Here is a 21,075-nt window from a genome sequence, read left to right as displayed (position 1 = left end):
ATTTGTATTAATTTCCCGAGAAATATGTCACATTTACGAACTCTTTGCAAGAGATTGCTGAACCCTCAGTTTAGAACTAGACTTAAACACGAAATAAAAATAAAGGGAACCGATCAAATATAGGCCAGCAGTTATACTAAATACATAAGCATATCCCCAATATGATCCATATAGCACTACGATTGAAGTTGATACAGGTCCCATAAACGCCCAGCCTAATTGGAATACCATTTGATTGACTGAATTAGCTAATCCTTTCATTGAATCGTCAACCTTGGACATCATTAAGGACATTTGTATAGGATTTCCTGCATTCATAAGAGCTTGTCTAAATAAAAACCCTATCGTAGCAATTAAAAGACTTTCTGTATAAGCGGTTAATAACAAAAATGGTAATGATAGTAATTGAAGATAAACGACTGCCCGAACCTCACCCACTCGTTTAACTACTAACGGACCAACAAGCATTGCAATAGCTGTCGCAGCCTGGCCTAATGACAGGATTATTCCAATAGTAGAGTTACTTGTATTAAAACGGTCAGCAAAATATAAATTCAAGTATGGAATGACTAATCCAGAACCAAATCCAATTAGCAACTGTGCTACTGCAAATAGGAGAATCAACTTAAAATGCTTCTTATTCCTGAGCCATGACATTTTTATCGGGTTTCTTTTTCCCGTATCATTGAGTTCAATTACCCTCTTTTTCTCAGTCATTTTAAAGATTGGTACTATTCCCATACAAAAAATAATTGCAGCAATTAGGAGAGTCAATCTTACACTCCATATAGCTTCGATATTAAAAACATATGTAAAAAGGTCTGTTAAAACTCCTCCTGTAACATTTCCAATGACATTGGCAATCATCATGACGGCAGCATGATAACTAAATAACTGCACACGCTGGGTGTGACTTGAGTTTTCTGCAAGCCACGGAATGGCTGAAACTTGAATAAAAGCAGTAGCTAATCCAGCAATAAACGCTGACACTAAAAGGAACGATTCTATTTCAAATAAACTTCTACATATAAGTGCGGCAGTGGTGACAATAATTCCAAGCATCATTACATTTTTTCTACCTAGTTTATCACTAATTATTCCAGCTGGTATTAATATAATTGCTGAAGCAAGAGCTGTCATTGCAATGATATTCCCATTAAGGTGTTCATTAAATCCTAACTCACGTATATAGAAATTATAAATAACCATAAAAATACCCATTCCGATTTGGGTACATATATTTGTAATAAAAAATAACCTTATATTTAGATTATAGGCTCCAAATTGATGTTTCCAATCTGTCATTATCTGCATTTTTTCTACCTTTCGTCGTTCATTCTTAAGAGCTAAAAACAATTTCGCCTCCCTAAATATCATACCTTTTTTCAAAATAAAAGCAACGACAAAATTGAGAACAAACTTACAGTTTAGTGTTTTATACACAAAAACATTGAATAGTAGGTACAAGCAGGCTGAATACACGTAGACTCCTGCGGGATCAGTGGCCAAAGTGATACACCAAAGGAGATTCAGCGACGAGGAGGCTCACTGGTCACCCGCCGGACGCGGAGTCTATTCAGCCTGCGGGTTTCTAAGCAACAATCTATACGTAGCAGCCAAACAAAAAAAACCTCCCGCAGGAGATTAGTTGGCTTTCAGTTTTGAATATAAATAATCAACTGATTTAAACGCATATATTTTTTCTGTCATTTGTCCTTGGCTAAAGGTGAGTAAGCAAGGTACACTTTCTATTTCCCATTCTCTTGCTTTTTCAGGTAAATAATTTAAATTACATTGTCCTATGTCTAGATTAGGTAGTAATTCATCGACTACCTCTAGCATCTTTTTTGCCATCTGACAGGTACCACACATTGGGGTATATAAATAAACATAAGTTAATTCGTTATTACTTAGATTTTGCTCAATATCTTCTCTTGTCCATTCCTTCATATTCTTCTCATTCCCTATCTCCATGATTATTTAATAACCATTTTAACAAAAAAAGAGCTTCTTAATGAATAGAATCGACTTAATTATAGAAAATCTGCATGAACATCAATGTCTGCTCCTAGTAAAACTGTTGCAATGTGCTGTTCTGGAGCACATGCTACTTCTCGATAGGTTTTATCAATATATAAATGCTCTGCTTCTGGAAGTTCTCTTTTAAACTGTTTTCGAAGCTTTTCCCCCGAATCATCTGAATCCACAAGTATATACACTTCTTTATTAAATAAATACTCAATGAGCTCATCTAGCTTTGAAATACTAATTGTTCCATTTGTACAAATAATTTCAATAGAATCCTTCATGACTGTTTCAACTTTAATTTTATCAGATTTTCCTTCAACAATTAGCACTCTCTCGATTTCCTCTATGCACAAAATAATCACCCTATTTTTTGTTGTAAAACCGTTATATATATATTTCTCCGAAGATCGGTTTATTCCTTTAGAGCTAGAAGTAATATTTATAGTATGCTTTAGCTTACCCTATGGTTATGGTTTAACCATTTTTCTTAGTACCTATTTTGTAAAAAAAAGACAGAGGCTTATCCCGCTGTCTTAACACCAACCATTTTCATCATCACAATCTACATACTTTTGATCAGGACCTGTCGTAATATCAACGTATTGATAAATCTTATTTTGCTCTTCTTCAAATCCGTTGTTCAATTCATAACGGTTTCCTTCATCTGAAAGACTCATTTTTCCGATCAGTTCATTCTCCAAATATAAATCCATGTTATTTGGTCCAAGCTTTCCAACAACACGATCTGTTATGTCTAATCTTTTTTTCTCAAGTACCATCTATAACACCTCTTTTTAAAAGATATTATTATTGTCTGCATTTATCTAAATGATAATCTAACGATTATTTCCACAAAGCACTAATTCGTAGTCATATTTACTGTTAGGACATGCGTATGATAGAGTAATGACCGCTTATGGAAAGGAGTTTATTCCTTGTTATCAAAAACAACTTCACTCATATTTAGTTTTCTTTTTTTAATATTCATAATTGGTATCACAGCTTATCTAGAGACAACTTTAGTACAAGAAGAAAGTACCGCCAGCTTCGTCACCAACTATCCTGCTGTTCATGAAGAGCAAACTACCTCAGGTGAACATGTTGAAGAAGAAGAAGAAGATCTAATTGGGTCAATCTTGCCAACACTAGAAAACAAACTTGTCGATACGAAAGTTGTTGGTGGGTATATTGTAGAAGAGTATCAAGAATACGAAATTTACAAAGACCAAGAGGGAAAAATACTAAAAAGCGTTGCAACCTCAAACTTCAGTTACATTCGATATATGCAGAATTAGCTCAGTTTCTAAAAGATCGTTGCCTTCACAAACACTTATATTATTTTAGTCGATTGGAACGGAAGATGCGAGACTCCTGCGGGATGTGCAGGACAGATGAGACCCCGCAGGAGCTTGCGACGAGGAGGCTCATCGCCTGCCCCGCGGAAAGATCGCATCTGCAGTGGAAGTCGACTACCATGGTACAAAGTCCGTGAAAACAGCTAAATAGTACAAAAAAGCTGATTTGCGAGGATTTCTCCATACAAATCAGCTTTACCTAGAATTTAATCTTCATTTATCATTTCTTCATACTGTTCAGCAGTCATTAATTTCTCAATTTGGCTCTCATCAGATGGTTCAATTACAACCATCCATGCTTTTTCGTATGGAGATTCATTAACGAATTCAGGACTGTCATCAAGGTTTTCATTGATTTCAACAATTTTACCACTAATTGGAGCATATAACTCAGAAACCGTTTTTACTGATTCAACACTTCCAAAAGGCTCGTCTGCTTTAATTTCATCCCCAACTTCTGGTAACTCAACAAATACAATATCACCTAGTTCAGATTGTGCAAAATCGGTAATTCCGATACGTACTTTGTTACCTTCGACCTTAACCCATTCATGTTCTTCAGAATAACGTAATTCTTTTGGCGTATTCATGTTATATTCCCTCCACAGTATGTATAATTTATACTTAAAAGATTCGTTATAAATCTTTTAATTCAATTTAAGACAACCAATTGTCCTTGTACATCTTCTCATTAAACCCGACAGTTACTTTCTCGCCATTTGTTAAAAGCGGTCGTTTCACAAGCATACCATCAGTAGCTAATAGATCTAATAATTCCTCATCAGTACTCGTCTTCATTTTATCTTTTAATCCAAGTTCACGATATTTTTGTCCACTTGTATTAAAGAATTTTTTTAATTCAAGACCACTCTTTTGATATAGATCGGTTAATACTTCTCGTGTTGGATTATTCTCAACAATATGTACTTCTTCAAACGAAATATTGTGTTCTTCTAACAGTTTCTTTGCATTGCGACATGTACTACATTTTGGATACCAATAAAATGTTAAGGTCAATTACCTCACCACCAATCTTAGTAAATCATTCCATTCTAATTTAGTATTTTAACACATGACTTGTCCAATTCATAATATCTTATTGTAAGAATAGCGTAAGCGCCTCGTTCAGCCCCGACAGGCATAAGGCGAATCACGCAGGAAACCTTGGTTTCTGAAGTGATTTGACTTATGACCCCGAGGGGCTAGGCGCTGAAGCTAGACACTAAAACTGAGTGCAAAATTTTAATATTAAAAAGACCATCCCATAAGATAAGTGCTAGGCACTTTTACGGGTTAGTCTCATAGCAATTTGGAACATAACTATAGTGTATATTTTTCTGCTGCGATTAAACTCGCGGCAATTTCTCGTTTTTTCGCAATGACATTAATCGGTGTGAAGCGTGTGAATTTACGCAATGCTGATAGCATCATACGCAATGCGTCGCCTTGCTCTGTTGCAATCAGTGTTTCTTTTGCATGTGCTTCAATTTCATTAAATGCTTCCTGACAATATACTTGGGTGTACCGTAGTTTTTGTTGGTTTTTTTCAATGTTGGTTTTATTAATTGCCTTCTCAGTGCGGAGAATTGCTGATTCCATGGCATATATATTACTTACGATATCTGCTATATTTGCCAAGACCTCTTGTTCTTTCTCGATGCTCTTCCCATATTTTTGAACGGCTACACCTGCAATCATTAATCCAATCTTCTTAGCATTGCGAAGTAGATACTTCTCTTGCTCTAACACACCATCTCCAACCTCTTCTGGCATTAACATCATTAATTCTTCTTGAAGTGACTGTGCCTTTTGTAGTAATGGAAGTTCCCCCTTAAAGGCCTTTCTTAGGAAAGTTCCTGGTACTAGTAGACGATTGATTTCATTTGTTCCTTCAAAAATCCGATTGATACGCGAATCACGATATGCTCTTTCAATTTCATACTCCGCCATAAATCCATAGCCACCGTGAATTTGAACGCCTTCATCTACACAGTAATCAAGTGTTTCAGACCCAAATACTTTATTTAATGAACATTCAATTGCGTATTCTGACACTGCTTTTGCAATTGATTTCCCATCTTTACTCTCATCGTCTGTTAATTGCCCCATTCGGTCTTCATAGAGTCCTACTGTACGGTAGACAGAACTTTCCGTTGCATACGTCTTTATTGCCATATTAGCTAATTTTTCTTGAATCAGGGAAAACTGTGAAATTGGTGTTTTGAACTGCTCACGTTGATTTGCATATTTCACTGCAAGCTCGATTACGTTTTTCGAGCCACCAACTGTTCCAACTGCAAGTTTATATCGGCCTATATTCAAAATATTAAACGCAATAACGTGCCCTTTACCAAGTTCACCTAAAAGGTTCTCCTTTGGAACTTGCACGTCTTCTAGGATTAGTGTTCGAGTTGATGACCCTTTGATTCCCATCTTCTTTTCTTCCGGTCCAGTTGTAACCCCTTGGAGCCCTCTTTCAACAATGAATGTCGAGAAGTGCTCACCATCTACTTTGGCATAAACAATAAATACATCTGCAAATCCTGCATTAGTAATCCACTGCTTTTCTCCATTTAGAATATAATGAGTGCCTTCTGCATTTAACTTCGCTGTTGTTTTTGCTCCAAGCGCATCTGAACCAGATCCTGGCTCTGTTAGTGCATATGCAGCTAGTTTTTCTCCAGTAGCAAGCGTTGGTAAGTATTTTTGTTTTTGGTCTTCATTTCCAAATAAGACAATTGGTAAGGAACCTATCCCAACATGTGCACCATATGAAAGCGAAAACCCACCTGCCCCTGAGAACTTTTCAGTTATAATAGCAGAACTGATCTTGTCTAACCCAAGACCACCATATTCTTCAGGCACATCTACTCCCAATAAACCTAACTCACCTGCTTGCTTCAGTAATTTAACTGAAATATCAAAGTTATGATTTTCAATTTCCTCAATTTTCGGCCTTACTTCTCCTGTAATAAAATCTTCGGTTGTTTTAGCAATCATCACATGTTCTTCATTGAAGTCCTCTGGTGTAAATATACGATTTGCTTCAATATCCTCAATTAAAAAGGCCCCGCCTTTGATATACCCTTCAGTCGCTTTTGTCATCTTAGTAATCCTCCTTTTGGATCGTCTGTTTACGTTACAGAAGTTCGAATACACCAGCAGCACCCATCCCACCGCCAATACACATTGTGACAATACCGAATTGTTGCTGTCTCCTTTTTAACTCATGAATTAATGTAAGTGTTAATTTTGTTCCAGTACAACCAAGAGGATGACCAAGTGCAATTGCTCCACCATTCACATTTACAATCTCTTGATTAATTCCAAGCTCACGAATGACCTGAAGTGATTGTGATGCAAATGCTTCATTTAATTCGAAGAGGTTGATATCAGAAAGCTCTAATCCCGCTAGTTTTAATGCTTTCGGAATTGCAGCAACAGGCCCAATCCCCATCACTTCAGGAGGTACTCCAGCAACAGCAAATGATCTAAATTTTGCTAACGGTGTTAATCCTAAGGATTCTGCCTTCTCCCGTTCCATAACCATTACTGCTGCTGCTCCATCACTCGTTTGCGAGGCATTTCCAGCAGTGACCGTCCCAGTAACCGAGAATGCGGGTCTAAGACCAGCTAATACATCTAATGTGGTGTTAGGCCTTACGCCTTCATCCTGTGAAAAAGTATAAGATCTATCAATAAGTTTTAAATCTTTTCCAACCGATTTAACATTTACATCTACTGGTACAATCTCATCCTTAAATTTCCCAGCTTTGATTGCAGCGGCTGCTTTTTTGTGACTTAAAACAGCGAATTCATCTTGATCCTCACGACTAATGCCATACTTCATCGCAACCTGTTCAGCAGTGTGACCCATTCCCATATAATATTCAGGAGCATTTTCAGCGAGCTGAACATTAGGTCTTACCACATGCCCCATCATTGGAACTAGACTCATCGATTCTGCTCCACCAGCTATCATTGTATCTGAGTGTCCCAACATGATCCGTTCAGCTGCATATGCAATTGACTGAAGTCCGGAAGAACAATAACGGTTAATCGTAATGGCTGGAACTGTATGTGGTAAACCTGCAAGTGCAGCTATATTTCTAGCCATGTTCATTCCTTGCTCCGCTTCAGGCATTGCACATCCAATGATCAGATCATCGATCTCACCCTGATAGTTCCCTGCTCTCTTCAATGTCTCACGAACAACTAGTGCACCTAAATCATCAGGTCTGACAGTGGCTAATGAACCTTTTTTTGCTTTACCAACTGGTGTTCTTGCTCCAGCTACAATGACTGCTTCCCTCACAAAATCCCCCCCTGTTTCATAAAAAACTAACAATCTATCATTCTCTTCATTTAGTTACGTAAAGGTTTTCCTTTGACTAACATATGTTGCATTCTAGCTTGCGATTTCGGTTCTCCGACAAGACTTAAAAAAGCTTCTCGTTCTAAATCAAGTAAATACTGTTCATCAACCAAAGTCCCAAATGGTAATTTACCACCCGCAATTACGTTAGCTAGCTTTGTTGCAATTTTTAAATCATGATCCGATATATAGCCTGAGTATTTCATCGTTTGAGCGCCTAGTAATAATGCAGCATAACCAGACTCACCTGTAATAGGAATCTTCTTTCGCTTTGGAGACTGATATCCGGTGTTATACATTGAAATCACTTTTTGCTTTGCATCGTGAAGTAAATGGTCACTATTTACACTGACTCCATCATTAGACTGCAGAAAGTTAGTAAGTCTTGCTTCCTCAGCAGACGTTGAAACCTTCGCAGTTGCAATTGTTTCAAAAACCTTGTTAGCCACATTTTGCAAATCAACCTCAACTCCATTGGGAATCCCATTAAGGTGATTGATATATAATTCCTTATTCCCACCACCTCCAGGGATTAAGCCAACACCTACTTCCACCAATCCCATATATGTCTCACTTGAAGCTTGAATCGCACTAGCAGGAAGGCATATTTCTGCACCACCTCCAAGAGTCATCCCGAAAGGTGCGGCTATTACAGGTTTTGAACTATATTTAATATTCGTCATCGCCTGTTGGAAATGACGAACGACCATTTCAATTTCGAAATAATTATCATCTTGTGCTTCCATTAGAATCAAAGCAAGGTTTGCACCAACACAGAAGTTTTTCCCTTGATTTCCGATTACAAGTCCTTTGTAGTTACAATCAACCTCTTCAACAGCAAAGTTGATCATTTGAATGATATCAAGCCCAATCGCATTGCTTTGTGAATGAAATTCTAATAGTGCTACATCATCACCAAGGTCTATTAAGCTAGCACCACTGTTTTTTTTAATAACACCTTTTTCTTCTTTCAAACGTTTAATATGAATATTTTTATGATTGCTGTTTATTCCCACATATTCACCTTTATGAAAATATGAGATTCCATTAAGATCTTTTTTATAGAATGATGTAAATCCATTTTCAAGCATCTCTAAAATCCAGTCTGGAATGTCTATACCCTCTACTTTCATCTTTTCAACTGATTGTTCCAAACCGATTGCATCCCATGTTTCAAATGGACCTAACTCCCAACCAAATCCCCATTTCATCGCTTGGTCAATGGCAACAATATCATCTGCAATCTCCCCTAGCAGAGTAGCTGAGTAGATGAGAGTGGGACTAGTAATATTCCATAACAAATTTCCAACACGGTCTCCACCATATATAAGCGTTTTCATTTTGTTGTTAAGCCCTTTTTGCTGCTTACTCATCTCAATTATAGGAGAAGATAGTTTCTTTCTTTCTTCATATTCAAGTGTATTGGGATTAAGTTCTAGAATCTCTTTTCCCTTTTTCAGAAAGAATCCTTGACCTGATTTACTCCCTATCCACCCCTGTTCGAGCATCTTACCTATAAAACTAGGAATCTTAAACACTTCTTTTTCTGTTCCTTCTACCTGTTCATATACATTATTAGCTACATGAACAAAGGTATCTAGCCCAACCACATCAAGTGTTCTAAAGGTTGCGCTCTTTGGACGACCTATTAGAGGGCCTGTTACCGAATCAACTTCTCCTACACTATAACCACCTTTTAACATTTCTCTTACTGTCACAAGTAGCCCATAAGTACCAATTCGGTTTGCAATAAAGTTTGGTGTATCCTTTGCAATAACCACACCTTTTCCTAGATGATCCTCCCCGAACGTCTTCATAAAACTAAGAACTTCTTGGTTCGTATGTTTCGTCGGAATTAATTCCAATAACTTTAAGTATCTAGGTGGATTAAAAAAATGTGTACCTAAAAAGTGATTCTTAAAATCCTCGGAACGTCCTTCTATCATCGCATCGACCGAGATCCCTGATGTATTTGAACTAACTATACTCCCGTGTTTTCGGAATAGATCTACTGTTTCAAATAGCTTTTTTTTAATTTCAAGGTTTTCAACAACTACCTCAATAACCCAATCAACATCAGCGAGCTTGCCCATGTCGTCTTCAAAATTTCCTGTTGTAATTAAGGATAAGTTATCTTTTACTGTTAAAGGAGCTGGTTTTTGTTTTAATAATTTTTTTGCCGCCGTCTCAGAGAATCGGTTTCGAAAAGCTTTATCTTCAGTTGTAAGCCCTTTCTTTTTTTCGTTTTCATTAATCTCACGCGGTACTATATCTAATAATAATGTGGGTATACCAATGTTAGCTAAATGTGCAGCAATACCTGAGCCCATTACTCCAGAACCAAGAACAGCCGCTTTCTTAATCGATTTTATCATCCATCGTTCCCCCTCAGCATGCAGTTTGAATGAATACTCATTCATTTTATACTTAAAAAAATAGATCCGCTTAAATATGGATTTCTTACTTCTAATATATAGGATTTTCTTACTTCTCGCAATATTTTTTTGAAAAATCTGTTAACAAACTAAACCCCAGGCTGCATTTCATAAAGGCAAAAGTATGGTTTTAAGTAAAATGGTGACTATAACAAGTGGAGGTGATACACATGGCAAAAAGAGATAAAAACCCATCCAAAGCAGCTGTGAGTGCGGCAAGTGTTAAAGGGAATGCTGGTCCACATACTAGAGAACATAGTGGAAAAACACAAACAACAAATCAACAATATGGTTCAGATTCTACACAAGATCAATTTTAAAACAGTAAGTTGGGGCTAATGTTCGTCTCATTAGCCCCTCATTTATAGTATTATTTCTTAAAAATTCCTTTTAAAACAAATGCCACATTTGCAGGTCGTTCTCCGAGTCTTCGCATAAAATAACCGTACCAATCTGTACCAAAAGGGACATATACTCTCATGGCATATCCCTCTTTCACTAGCTCTTCTTGTCTTTCAGAACGAATTCCATATAACATTTGAAATTCAAACTGTTCTTGCTTAATATGATGTTTTTTAACTAACCTTTTCGTATACTCAATCATTTCATCATCATGCGTAGCCACTGCTGTAAAATTGCCGTTAAGCAAGTGCATTTTTATGATGTTCTTAAAATTCTCATCCACATCCTTCTTCATCGGGAAGGCAACTTCTGCTGCTTCCTTATAAGCCCCTTTAACTAATCTAAGGTTTGGCTTATATTCATTTAACTCTTCAATATCCTTTACTGTACGATACAAGTAGGCTTGAATGACTGTTCCAACATTATCAAATTCTTTCCTCAACTTTTTAAATACATCAATTGTTTTCTGACAACGCGAGTAATCCTCCATGTCAATTGTGACAAACACATCATGTTCTTTTGCAGCCTTTAGAATTCTTCGCATATTATTAATGACTACTTCTTCTGAAATATCGAGTCCCATTGACGTTAGTTTTAACGAGAGTTGTGAATTTAATTTTTCCTTACCAATAGCTTCAATTGCTAAAATTGAATGATCAGCTATTAAATTTGCTTCTACCTCATTATCCACAAATTCTCCAAGGTAGTCTAAAGTGACAGATAAGTTCTTTGAGTTTAATTCTTTAATGGTTTTGACCGCTTGAGTAATACTCTCACCAGCTACAAATCGAGATGCACCAAATTTTAATCCATATTTCCTTGCAACCTTTGTAAGCGGTTTATTTTTTGATAAAAATAGAAAGAAGTTTCTCATTAATTGTTCCATGTTTAAGCCTCCATTTCTCAATAAGACTTATATAAAGTTTTAATGAATAGTAAAACGATTCTTAAGGAAAGATAGTATCGAAACATCGAACATATTTACTACATAGGAGGGTTTCTATGCAAGGTCAACAGCAACAAAATCAAAATCAACAAACAATACCTAACACAATGAAACAAAACCAACAAAACATTCAATCACAACCACCACAAGTGTTGTCAACTAAGGATGTACTTTATCTGACAGATATGATGTCTTGGAATTTAACTGCTTTAAAAAAGGCACACTTTTTAGAAGGACAATGTCAAATCCCTGAGATTGCACAGGCGATGAAGCAGGCTTGCGAAATGCATGAACGTCATTATCGCACGATCCTAGGTCATTTAGATAACACTAATCAGCCATCACAGTCTCAATCAAACATGCAGATGCAACAACAACAACAACAACAATAATTACTGTTATTAAGGAGGGAAACGTATGCAACAACAAAATCAAAATTCAAACGTTATTAAAAACCCAAAATCAACTGTACCGAAAACACCTGAAATGAATGATCGTGATTTCTTAAATGATATGCTTGCAACAGAGAAGTACATGACAGATGCTTATTGTACTTCTTTAAATGAAATGAGCCATGAAGCTCTTTATCAAGATATCCGTCAAATTTTCAATGAAACTCAAGATTGCCAACGTCAATTGTTTAATTTGATGTATAAGAATGGTTGGTACAAGCTTGATGCTGAGGATCAGCAAAAGGTTCAACAAAAGCATCAGCAATTTTATAATTACACAACTACACAATTTCCTACTCATGGTAATATGATTCAATAATAGTATATAAAAAAGAAGCTGGTCTCGTGATAGACAAGGATCAGCTTCTTTTTTATTGTATTGAATTACTTTTTTGCGCGATGTTCTTCGTTTAGTTCTTTGATTTCGGCAATTAATTCTTTCATTCCTTCTTTAGCATCAGGATAAGTTTCATTCCAATGCTTTACAAGTGGTGGCATAGATTTTGCTATATGTGAATAGAGAGCCCAGGTTTTCACTTTTTCAGTCAACTCTGGGGTACTTTCTCCAATCATTAGCTCTGTATATTTTTCTATTAGTCCATCAAATTGGTCTTTTAGTTTCTGATCCAACATCCCACTTCCTTTCTTAAAGTCTGTTGTTCAAACTAGGTATGTTGATTTGCACTCCAGTGTGTGCTTTCCGCGGGGCAGGTGATGAGCCTCCTCGTCGCTTTGATTTTAACGGGTCTCATGGGATATCCTGCGCATCCCGCAGGAGTCACACACCTTCCGTTCCAATCAACTAACTGTACACCTGTTTAAAGTAGATAATTAAAATAGGCAATCAACATTTTTTTGAAATCAATATTAATTACATTTTTTATATTGCAAAGGGCAAGAGATACATTTTGCTTGTTCTTCATTGGTTTTATAATAAAGGCAGCATGTTGTACGGATTCTGACTTCTTGTTCGGATCCAGGAACACTTACCTTCTCACGATAAAATTTCTTTAGAGGGTTAGAACGATATTCTCCAAATAATTCTCCACTTGCTTCTTCAACGACGTAAGAGAAGTCATCTCGTATTCTTTTTACAACCTCATCCTCTGTATGTTCCTCGAGCATTCTTTCATAAAACCAAAAGATATAGATTGCTACGTTTTCCCACAATATTTGCTTAGATACCTTTGTCACTTTGGCTAGTTGGTCTATAACCGGATTGATGTTTTCTTTGAAAATCGCTCCTATTGCTGTCTCTCGCCATTCATTTCGATTGTTCGCTTCAGGAAGCTCTACTTTTAAATCACTAAAAATAAACGTTGGGAGCCAAATATCTCCTTCTTCATTTACATCTAATGAAACATTGTCGAGCGAAGTTGCTAGCCTTTTATTTAACACCGTCATCGAATATAAGCTAAGCGCGGCAAAAAAACCATATCTCTTAGCAAACATAGAAGCTGCTACTAATAAATCTGGCGCATTCATTTTCACTTGAACTTTACTTAAAAAAGCTGCTAAATTTTCGCTTAACAATAGTTCTTGTAATGGAACAATAAATTCGTTATCGTCTCCAGCCTCACCTAATCGATATTGCTTTAATTCTGTGATCTCTTCTGCAAGTAATCTATCTCTCACTCTTCTACACACCTACTTTGTTTAAGATACAGCGTCCTTTTCCATGCGGAATGCAAAGAGGTGTGCCGAATAATGGATCAATTGTTACCTCACAATTCATATCAAAAACGTTTTTAACTAGCTCACAATTGATCACATGCTCAGGCTTACCTTCAGCAAAAATCCTTTTATCCTTAATGGCTACAATGTGATGGGCATATCTACAGGCCAAATTTAAATCATGTAACACCATGATGATTGTTCTCTTTTCCTTCTCATTTAATTCAAAGAGTAAATCTAAGATTTCAATCTGGTGGGTCATATCTAAATATGTGGTAGGTTCGTCTAGCAATATAATTTCAGTTTGCTGAGCTAATGTCATCGCAATCCAAGCTCTTTGTCTTTGACCACCAGAAAGCGAATCAACAGGCTTTTCTGCCAGTTCCTTCATACCTGTTGCTTCTAGTGCTTTATTTACTTCTCTTTCATCTTCTTCTGACCATTGTTTTAGCCAATTTTGATAAGGATACCTTCCTTGTTTTACTAGTTGAAGAACGGTAAGCCCTTCAGGAGCGACAGGACCTTGAGGTAAAATCGCTAACTTTTTTGCAATATCCTTTGTTGGAAGCTTCGCTACCAGGGAGCCTTCTAGTAATACAGAACCCTTTTGTGGCTTCATTAGCCTGGCTAGAGATCTCAATAATGTTGACTTCCCACATCCATTTCCCCCAATGAATACGGTGATTTCTCCTTTTGGAATGGTAAGGTCTAATTCCTCAATAATTAAAGAATCACCACCATATGATAGTGTTAGCTCTTTTGTTTCTAAGGCATGCATAGTATTCGCTCCTTTCCCTCATCTGTTATCTATAAGTTTCTGCTATTAAATAATAAGTAAATAAATAAAAACACAGGGACTGAAAGTAATATAATTTCCCATGGCGATCGATATATAGAACCTTTATTTTGTTTAACATACCAATAAGAGCTTATCTTTTATTACAATCTTCTATATAAGTCTATTTTAAGTCAATATGTAAGTCAATGACTTTGAAAATCATTTTCAATTAGTTGTTAGCAATAAGAACTAAAATAAGTAAAAAGAGCTGTCCTATTAGAGCCTATTATATAGGCTTTATGGGCAGCTCTTTTTACTTATTTTAACGATTTCTTAATTTTTCTAATACTACTTGTGCTTCATATCCTGCAGTGAAGTCATAAAGCTCTGCTTCTTCTCCGTTTAGTGCTTTGATTAAGTTGGTTAGAAGACTTGAAGATTGTTCTGTTGCCTCAATCGTTTGAATAGGTCCACCAAGCTTACCACCCTCAAGTTCGGACCAATTGACTAATGACAAGGTTCCTTCTGTTCCATATGCTGTAAAAGAAATCCTCTCGTCTCCAGCAATATCGCTTAACCCATTGATTACGAACGGAACTCCGTTCTCCAGTTCTAAGTATGCAGAGATTCCAACTTCAGATTTAGTTGAATCAGCAGGCAATTCTAAATAGCTTTGTAGTGGGGTGATGCTTCCAAATATCCTTTGGGCTTGTTGAATAAAGTGTACACCAACCTCTAGGACAAATCCGCCTTGTTCTCTACTAGCAACCCAATCATTTTGTTGCCAAAATCTTGGCCATTGTGGAAAATGCATGGAAAGCTCTAATTTACGTAATTGACCAACATATCCATCCATAACCATTTTCTTAAATGTATTTGCTCCAAGACTATAATTTAGTGGAAAGTTCATCGCTTGAATGATTCCTTTACCTTGGGCTTTTTCCATCATGTCCTTCGCTTCTTCAACTGAATTTGCTAAAGGTTTCTCACACAATATATGTATTCCTTTTTCTATAACTTCTAAGGCAATTTGATGATGATATCTAGGTGGAACAGCAATATATACTAAGTCTAACTTTGTTTCTTCAAGCATCTCTTTATAGTTTGTATAACCTTTTACAGCTTCAAGCTTTTGAACCATGCTTTCTGTTCTTTCTACATTGGTATCACAAACAGCAACAACTTCTATCTCAGGATGTTCTACAAAAGAACCGATTAAACGATCACCAATCGCTCCTAAGCCTATAACACCAATTTTTATATTCTTTGTAGCTGGCATTTCTTATTCCTCCCCAATTATTCCTATAAAACTATCTCAATTATTAAATTGGCTGTTTTAGTATAGATTGTTGCTTTTAAAACCGCAGGCTGAATACACTCCGCGTCCGGCGGGTGACTAGTGAGCCTCCTCGTCGCTAATGCTCCTGTGGGGTCTCACTTTGGTCACAGGTCCCGCAGGAGTCTACGTGTATTCAGCCTGCTTTTAACTACCATTTCAATGTTTTTATGTATAAAACAACAAACTTTGAGAAAACAGCCATTAAATTTTAGATAAATTCCTTAATATCATATACTCGACCATTTTCAGGGGAACCTTGGAACAGAAGATTTAATAGAATGGCAGAAACCTGTTCTGTTGTTCGTAATTGCCCTGTTTCATTAAATTCAATAAATTTCTCTACTTCCTTGAAATCAGCTTTGTCAGACTGTCTAATTGTTGACTGCATTTCTGTATCCATAATTCCTGGTGAAAACGAGATTACTGTAACAGGGTTTGACTCACTCTCTTGTTCAAATCCAACAGTTTTAGTAAACATATCTAGACCAGCTTTTGAACTGCAATATGCCCCCCAACCAAAGATCGGACGATTTGCTGCACCAGAAGAAATATTAACAATCATTTTGGTCGTATTAATATCAGCTGTATAACGAATAAAAGAAGTACTTAAAATCATTGGTGCCATTAAATTGATTTGAAGATTCATGGCAATTTCTGTGGAAGTTGCTTTCCCAACGGGGTGAATAGGCTCAACAACTCCAGCATTGTTAATCAAGTAAATGCCTTCAGCCTTTGTAAAATCAATCGTAGTAAAAATCTTTTCCATCACGCGTTCCGTCTCTTCAACCTTTTGCAAATCACAAGAAAAATAATAGAGATTAATACCCGCTTTAGCTGCTAGGTCTTTCAACTCATTATTTTGCCTTCTTGAAATACAGAAAATAGTATGATCATCCTTTATAAGTTGCTCTGTTAGAGATTTCCCTAAACCTCGAGACGTCCCAGTAATAATAAAATACTTCAACTTTCACACCTCTTATTTTGTATTAGCCGCCTTAAGCTCATGATACATAGACTTCACAAAGACATAGCCATCAGATTCTTTTTTCATCAATTTATATGGAATTAAATTCACAATTCCAACCCAAACATTAAATAAAACCAATAATTCATCAACCATATGATTCATATTAAATAACATAAAAAAGACGATTGCAAGGAATAGATTTAAGAGTGGCCCACCTAAGGAAATCAATCCTTTTTGCCACTCTTTTATTTCTTGCACTGAAGTATTAGTAGAATATCCACCAACAAAATAAACCATGTTAATCTGAACCTTGATTCCTATTACAAAAAATAGAAGGAGGGAAGGACCTGAGCCAATGACAATCTCAAGACCATCAAGCTTCATCAGTTTTGCTATAATAATATGACCACACTCATGCAAAAATATAGTAATTGGTACAACCAAGAACAACAAAACAATAATAGATAGCATTTCCCCATTCCTTACCATTCATGTCAAACAGCAAAGCTTTACTGTTCCCTTTTAAATAAATTGTACCAATTGTTATTCAATTACACCAGTTTCAATTAAGTCTACTGTTGCATTCACCTTGATATCTACATTTTGATAGACATTTTTCCACTCTTCTTCGTCAAATCTAAGCTTTGATCTTTTCGCCATATACCCTATTCCAACTGGGTCACTATTTAACTCTTGAAACTCACTCAGCATATTTTGGGACCGTTCTACAATTTCAGCTTCAAGCCCCTCAACAATTTCCTGAATGACACTTGGGTCTGTTTTTCTACCAGAAAACTCGCTCAGAATTCCTTGCAGATAAATATCAATGGTCACATGTGGCTTTCCATCTTTTTCTTCTATTTCTATGTTACGGCTTGAAACAATCCGTTTAATTGACACATATTCATCTGATTTTTCTAAATGTAATGTATGTGTACCTTCACTGAAATTTTCAACTAATGCTTTAAAAAAGAACATATTAACTGGATCAATTATATGCACCATTTTCTCTTCCTTGAAGATGGCTAAACCACTAATTTCAACTTTATTCCCCGTTTTTTTTACATATGGCAAAAAGCTATCCATACCCTTTGCATAGTAGCGAAACATAAAGAGGTGGAGATTCATCTCTGGGAGATCACGCTTGTCCATATTATGTTCCATTAACGTTCTTAAATAATAACCAGTTCCACGGTTTCCTAGTTTCTCTTTTAAAATTTCACCTGCTTCTCCGTCTACTATTGCTAAAAACAATTTAGATCCAATACTCGCATCTCTTTGGAGGGCATCAGCATATTCAGTAATTCCTTCTCTTGCAATATCTTCACTATAAAGAGCTACTTTTAAACCTCCGGTGACTAGAGGATCAGCAGATTTATGTTGGAGGATATTTACCACCTCTTTGGCTAAGATGGATTCTTCAATAAATGTCTCACTTTCAATACTCTTATCAGCTAAAAATACAGGTATGACAACCGTACCTTTAATTTTATTTCCTTTCTTTTTATCAATCCCAATAGCACTAGCAACATTGACATCATCAACAATTTCAGATTCAACCCTTCCATATGTATAAGTTAAGACTAGAATTGTTAAGATACTTAAAGCTAAAAGTGCATTCTTCATTCTCTTCGCCTCACTTTGTTCATAATAACTGAAAGTAAAAATAAGCAAGGTATATATCCATAGATAAAATAGAAGCCAATCCGACTGTATGCATCAAGAACTATATTTATTTCTGATCGATTAGTTAGTAATCCACATGCTATAAGAACGATCAATGATAAGAACCAAAGTGAGACCTTCTGTTTAAGATTAAATAGCCTTTTAATCAATCTGCTTGAACCCCATAAACTTAAACACACATTTGGGATAATTACTAAAAGCCAGGATGCAATTCCTACATATTCAAATCTCTCTACAATTGGTAACTCAACAATTTTCCACATCGATAAGGTAGCCCATATCTGCTTGTCTAGCTGTGCATGACTAAAAAATACAAGTGCTGTCAATCCAAATACAAGATAAACAAACGTTGTATACATGACACCAAGATGCGCCCATTTCTTTGATTTTTCAGGATTCTTTATAAACGGGTAGATGATAAACAAGACTTCAAAGCCGATAACACTAAGTGACATATCCTTCGTTGCCTTAGCAAGTTCAAGTACTGAATGGTCTAATATGGGCAACAAATTTCGGAAATGAGAAAATTCTAGTGGGAATACAACTGTGAAAAACAAATAAGCCGGCAGAATTATACTAAAAAAACAAATACCAGTAATGGTCCTGAACCCACCAAAGATGATGTAGGTTACTAGAAGTAGAAGGAATAATGTAAAAATCCACACATTTATTTCCGGGAACATCCACACTTGGATAACCTCTAGATATGTTCGAATGACAACGAGACTTTCTGAAGCTACAAGTAAGAGAAAAATAACACTCATACTATTTCCAATCCATTTCCCTAATGCTCGTTGGTGGATACTGACGATATCTCCCTCTGATTCTTCCAGCATTCTATACATTAGGAACAAGATGATATGAACCCCTATACCTGCTAAAATGATTGCAATCCAGCTATCATTCCCAGCCGATTTGGATATGATTCGTTGGAATCCAAGCACACCAACCCCTATTTGGTTCGTTGAAATAATAAAGAATACTAAGTATGGTGAGATCTTAAAACGATCATTTATCATAAGCTATAACAGCTCCTTACCACGTTCCTATTCATCAATATCATGATTTTCTTTTGCTTCTTTTCCATTGAACCGATTTCTGTTATTTGATTGCACATACTTTGGTCGTTTTGATAAGCTCGAGAAAGGAAACCTAACAATGGAGTCTTTTAAATCATTAAGACGCATAGGGTAAATAGGCGATAGAAATGGACGACCTAATGAAGTCAAACGAGTTAGATGTGTTAGCATCAATGAAAAACAAAATACAACACCTAGTAATCCCCATAGCTCAGCAAAGATAAGAAATGGAAACCGAATGATACGAATGGTATTACCCATGCTATAAATAGGTGTTGTAAATGAGGCAAGAGCTGCTAGAGCTACAATAATGAGGAGAACATTACTAGTTAACCCAGCTTCAACTGAAGCTGTCCCAATAACAATCCCTCCTACGATACCAATCGTCTGACCAACCTTTGTTGGTAGTCTAGCTCCAGCCTCTCTTAATAGCTCGATGGTCAATTCTAAGAATAGTGCTTCTAATATAGGCGGCAGTGGCACCTCTCGCCTAGATGTTACAAGCGTACTCATCAAATCCTCTGGAATAAGTTCATAATGATAAGTCAAAACAGCAACATATAATGGCGTGACTAAAATAGAAAAGGTTACTGCAAAAAATCGAACAAGTCTAAAGAAAGATGAAATATACCAATTTAAATAATAATCCTCAAATGCTGAGAAAAATTCTACAAGAGTTGTTGGACCTATTATTGCATGTGGAGATCCGTCTGATATTACAGCCACCTTTCCTTCTACTAGAATCGATACGACACGATCTGGCCTTTCAGAACTGAGTAATTGTGGAAAGGGAGAAAGATGGTTATCTGCAATCATTTGATTGATGTAAGAACTATCATTTATATGATCAAAATCAAGATCACTTATTCGTTGCAACACGGTTTGTACATTTTCTTTGTTAACAATATGGTCAACATACAAAACAGCCACCTTTGTCTTCGATAACTTTCCTACTGTTATCTCTTTGACTCTTAATTGTTCAATTGGAAGTCGCTTTCGTATTAGATTTATATTTGTTTCAAGTGACTCTACAAAAGCTTCTTTTGGTCCAAGTACACTAAACTCTACTTCCGGGACAGAAACAGATCTTGTATTGTCTTTATTAGCTTTAATTAAGGCACAAAAGCGTTCATTATTCTTTAGCTTCACCATGATGTGCCCTGCTAATAGTTTGCTTTTAATATCGTCTACGCTGTCTGTAATGATGATTTCTTCAATCGGTATGATTTTTTTGATATTTTTTACAGAATCAGAAGGATTGTATTGCAAATATGGTAGGATACTCTCATGCAAAAGCTTTTTATCAATGAGTGTTGTTACATAACAAAGCCAAAAAGGACTAACAGCCTCTGTACTTTGATAGCTAAGATAATCACTAGATTTCTTAAATATTTCTGTCACTTCTTCAACAAGTTTTGGCTTTTTCTCGTTCTTAGTTAACCATTTGAACATGATATATCTCACTCTTTCTTTTAACTGTCAAATTAAATACCATACGCTAGTTTTTGTTGAAATGATTGGTAAATATTCATTTAGTTTCTAGAAAGATTTATTTTTAA

The 21,075-nt window shown here is 36.2% G+C and carries 23 protein-coding genes; 4 read left to right on the top strand and 19 right to left on the bottom strand.

The features are described 5' to 3' along the window. Positions 1-33: 33 nt before the first annotated feature. The 4 genes from BLQ56_RS19120 to BLQ56_RS19105 all read right to left on the bottom strand — a co-directional run bounded on the left by BLQ56_RS19120 (position 34) and on the right by BLQ56_RS19105 (position 2,807). Positions 34-1,389, bottom strand: coding sequence for an MFS transporter (locus BLQ56_RS19120; protein WP_476638778.1), 1,356 nt, complete (start codon positions 1,387-1,389; stop codon positions 34-36). Between the two features lie 255 nt (positions 1,390-1,644). After that, a complete protein-coding gene (locus BLQ56_RS19115; RefSeq protein WP_090858264.1) occupies positions 1,645-1,950 on the bottom strand; it encodes a thioredoxin family protein in 306 nt (101 codons plus the stop codon). 83 nt (positions 1,951-2,033) lie between these two features. Further along, a complete protein-coding gene (locus BLQ56_RS19110) occupies positions 2,034-2,381 on the bottom strand; it encodes a toprim domain-containing protein (protein WP_090858261.1) in 348 nt (115 codons plus the stop codon). Positions 2,382-2,561: 180 nt separating this feature from the next. Continuing rightward, a complete protein-coding gene (locus BLQ56_RS19105; protein WP_090858258.1) occupies positions 2,562-2,807 on the bottom strand; it encodes a YusG family protein in 246 nt (81 codons plus the stop codon). Positions 2,808-2,963: 156 nt separating this feature from the next. On the opposite strand from BLQ56_RS19105, the gene BLQ56_RS19100 reads away from it, so the two are divergent. Continuing rightward, positions 2,964-3,323 carry a hypothetical protein gene (locus BLQ56_RS19100; RefSeq protein ID WP_090858255.1) on the top strand — a complete coding sequence of 120 codons (360 nt, stop codon included), beginning with the start codon at positions 2,964-2,966 and terminating at the stop codon, positions 3,321-3,323. A 266-nt stretch (positions 3,324-3,589) separates the two neighbouring features. On the opposite strand, the gene gcvH is transcribed toward BLQ56_RS19100, so the two are convergent. From gcvH to BLQ56_RS19075, 5 genes are all read right to left on the bottom strand, one after another. Beyond that, positions 3,590-3,973 carry a glycine cleavage system protein GcvH gene (gene gcvH / locus BLQ56_RS19095; RefSeq protein WP_090858252.1) on the bottom strand — a complete coding sequence of 128 codons (384 nt, stop codon included), beginning with the start codon at positions 3,971-3,973 and terminating at the stop codon, positions 3,590-3,592. Positions 3,974-4,040: 67 nt separating this feature from the next. Beyond that, positions 4,041-4,400 (bottom strand): arsenate reductase family protein, encoded by a 360-nt coding sequence (locus BLQ56_RS19090; RefSeq protein WP_090858249.1) that lies wholly within the window; start codon positions 4,398-4,400, stop codon positions 4,041-4,043. A 303-nt stretch (positions 4,401-4,703) separates the two neighbouring features. Continuing rightward, on the bottom strand, positions 4,704-6,488 hold the full coding sequence (locus BLQ56_RS19085; protein WP_090858245.1) for an acyl-CoA dehydrogenase family protein: 1,785 nt from the start codon (positions 6,486-6,488) through the stop codon (positions 4,704-4,706). 34 nt (positions 6,489-6,522) lie between these two features. Then, positions 6,523-7,698, bottom strand: coding sequence for an acetyl-CoA C-acetyltransferase (locus BLQ56_RS19080; protein WP_090858243.1), 1,176 nt, complete (start codon positions 7,696-7,698; stop codon positions 6,523-6,525). Positions 7,699-7,748: 50 nt separating this feature from the next. Beyond that, entirely contained in the window at positions 7,749-10,130 is a 2,382-nt protein-coding gene (locus BLQ56_RS19075; RefSeq protein ID WP_175490394.1) for a 3-hydroxyacyl-CoA dehydrogenase/enoyl-CoA hydratase family protein, read from the bottom strand. A 233-nt stretch (positions 10,131-10,363) separates the two neighbouring features. Here BLQ56_RS19075 and BLQ56_RS19070 point away from each other — a divergent pair, with 233 nt between their 5' ends. Then, positions 10,364-10,513: a YuzL family protein gene (locus BLQ56_RS19070; protein WP_090858238.1), complete on the top strand. Its 150-nt coding sequence runs from the start codon at positions 10,364-10,366 to the stop codon at positions 10,511-10,513. A 50-nt stretch (positions 10,514-10,563) separates the two neighbouring features. Here BLQ56_RS19070 and BLQ56_RS19065 read toward each other — a convergent pair whose 3' ends face one another. Beyond that, the gene (locus tag BLQ56_RS19065; protein ID WP_090858235.1) at positions 10,564-11,481 is read right to left on the bottom strand and encodes a proline dehydrogenase family protein; all 918 of its coding nucleotides are present in this window, start codon (positions 11,479-11,481) and stop codon (positions 10,564-10,566) included. A 116-nt stretch (positions 11,482-11,597) separates the two neighbouring features. Between BLQ56_RS19065 and BLQ56_RS19060 the strand changes: the two genes are divergently transcribed. Then, positions 11,598-11,933: a hypothetical protein gene (locus BLQ56_RS19060; protein ID WP_238457324.1), complete on the top strand. Its 336-nt coding sequence runs from the start codon at positions 11,598-11,600 to the stop codon at positions 11,931-11,933. 25 nt (positions 11,934-11,958) lie between these two features. Beyond that, positions 11,959-12,312, top strand: coding sequence for a spore coat protein (locus BLQ56_RS19055; protein ID WP_090858232.1), 354 nt, complete (start codon positions 11,959-11,961; stop codon positions 12,310-12,312). Positions 12,313-12,377: 65 nt separating this feature from the next. Here the strand turns inward: BLQ56_RS19055 and BLQ56_RS19050 are convergent, their stop codons facing one another. From BLQ56_RS19050 to BLQ56_RS19010, 9 genes are all read right to left on the bottom strand, one after another. Further along, positions 12,378-12,626 carry a YusU family protein gene (locus tag BLQ56_RS19050; protein WP_386756499.1) on the bottom strand — a complete coding sequence of 83 codons (249 nt, stop codon included), beginning with the start codon at positions 12,624-12,626 and terminating at the stop codon, positions 12,378-12,380. A gap of 234 nt (positions 12,627-12,860) precedes the next feature. Continuing rightward, positions 12,861-13,628 (bottom strand): siderophore-iron reductase FhuF, encoded by a 768-nt coding sequence (fhuF, locus tag BLQ56_RS19045; protein ID WP_090858221.1) that lies wholly within the window; start codon positions 13,626-13,628, stop codon positions 12,861-12,863. 4 nt (positions 13,629-13,632) lie between these two features. Further along, positions 13,633-14,445: an ABC transporter ATP-binding protein gene (locus BLQ56_RS19040; protein ID WP_090858219.1), complete on the bottom strand. Its 813-nt coding sequence runs from the start codon at positions 14,443-14,445 to the stop codon at positions 13,633-13,635. 322 nt (positions 14,446-14,767) lie between these two features. Further along, entirely contained in the window at positions 14,768-15,724 is a 957-nt protein-coding gene (locus BLQ56_RS19035) for a Gfo/Idh/MocA family protein (RefSeq protein ID WP_090858216.1), read from the bottom strand. Between the two features lie 268 nt (positions 15,725-15,992). Further along, entirely contained in the window at positions 15,993-16,748 is a 756-nt protein-coding gene (locus BLQ56_RS19030) for a (S)-benzoin forming benzil reductase (RefSeq protein ID WP_090858212.1), read from the bottom strand. 12 nt (positions 16,749-16,760) lie between these two features. Then, positions 16,761-17,222, bottom strand: coding sequence for a site-2 protease family protein (locus BLQ56_RS19025; protein ID WP_175490387.1), 462 nt, complete (start codon positions 17,220-17,222; stop codon positions 16,761-16,763). 72 nt (positions 17,223-17,294) lie between these two features. Next, a complete protein-coding gene (locus tag BLQ56_RS19020) occupies positions 17,295-18,377 on the bottom strand; it encodes a Ger(x)C family spore germination protein (RefSeq protein WP_090858207.1) in 1,083 nt (360 codons plus the stop codon). Next, entirely contained in the window at positions 18,374-19,456 is a 1,083-nt protein-coding gene (locus BLQ56_RS19015; protein WP_090858204.1) for a GerAB/ArcD/ProY family transporter, read from the bottom strand. Before BLQ56_RS19015 ends, BLQ56_RS19020 begins: the two co-directional genes overlap by 4 nt. Before the next feature lie 27 nt (positions 19,457-19,483). Further along, positions 19,484-20,968 carry a spore germination protein gene (locus tag BLQ56_RS19010; RefSeq protein WP_090858201.1) on the bottom strand — a complete coding sequence of 495 codons (1,485 nt, stop codon included), beginning with the start codon at positions 20,966-20,968 and terminating at the stop codon, positions 19,484-19,486. Between the last annotated feature and the right edge of the window lie 107 nt (positions 20,969-21,075).

It is taken from the genome of Litchfieldia salsa (assembly GCF_900104555.1).
GTDB classification, from domain to species: Bacteria; Bacillota; Bacilli; order Bacillales; family Bacillaceae_L; genus Litchfieldia; species Litchfieldia salsa.
Note: the sequence above shows the minus strand (reverse complement) of the source record. Positions and strands in the feature narration are given on the sequence as shown.

Bases quoted from the DNA above. Each gene is read 5' to 3' on its own strand.
- BLQ56_RS19115 (WP_090858264.1), bottom strand. From the start codon at position 1,950: ATGAAGGAATGGACAAGAGAAGATATTGAGCAAAATCTAAGTAATAAC.
- BLQ56_RS19105 (WP_090858258.1), bottom strand. From the start codon at position 2,807: ATGGTACTTGAGAAAAAAAGATTAGACATAACAGATCGTGTTGTTGGA.
- gcvH (WP_090858252.1), bottom strand. From the start codon at position 3,973: ATGAATACGCCAAAAGAATTACGTTATTCTGAAGAACATGAATGGGTT.
- BLQ56_RS19085 (WP_090858245.1), bottom strand. From the start codon at position 6,488: ATGACAAAAGCGACTGAAGGGTATATCAAAGGCGGGGCCTTTTTAATT.
- BLQ56_RS19070 (WP_090858238.1), top strand. From the start codon at position 10,364: ATGGCAAAAAGAGATAAAAACCCATCCAAAGCAGCTGTGAGTGCGGCA.
- BLQ56_RS19065 (WP_090858235.1), bottom strand. From the start codon at position 11,481: ATGGAACAATTAATGAGAAACTTCTTTCTATTTTTATCAAAAAATAAA.
- BLQ56_RS19060 (WP_238457324.1), top strand. From the start codon at position 11,598: ATGCAAGGTCAACAGCAACAAAATCAAAATCAACAAACAATACCTAAC.
- BLQ56_RS19055 (WP_090858232.1), top strand. From the start codon at position 11,959: ATGCAACAACAAAATCAAAATTCAAACGTTATTAAAAACCCAAAATCA.
- BLQ56_RS19050 (WP_386756499.1), bottom strand. From the start codon at position 12,626: ATGTTGGATCAGAAACTAAAAGACCAATTTGATGGACTAATAGAAAAA.
- BLQ56_RS19040 (WP_090858219.1), bottom strand. From the start codon at position 14,445: ATGCATGCCTTAGAAACAAAAGAGCTAACACTATCATATGGTGGTGAT.
- BLQ56_RS19035 (WP_090858216.1), bottom strand. From the start codon at position 15,724: ATGCCAGCTACAAAGAATATAAAAATTGGTGTTATAGGCTTAGGAGCG.
- BLQ56_RS19025 (WP_175490387.1), bottom strand. From the start codon at position 17,222: ATGCTATCTATTATTGTTTTGTTGTTCTTGGTTGTACCAATTACTATA.
- BLQ56_RS19020 (WP_090858207.1), bottom strand. From the start codon at position 18,377: ATGAAGAATGCACTTTTAGCTTTAAGTATCTTAACAATTCTAGTCTTA.
- BLQ56_RS19015 (WP_090858204.1), bottom strand. From the start codon at position 19,456: ATGATAAATGATCGTTTTAAGATCTCACCATACTTAGTATTCTTTATT.
- BLQ56_RS19010 (WP_090858201.1), bottom strand. From the start codon at position 20,968: ATGTTCAAATGGTTAACTAAGAACGAGAAAAAGCCAAAACTTGTTGAA.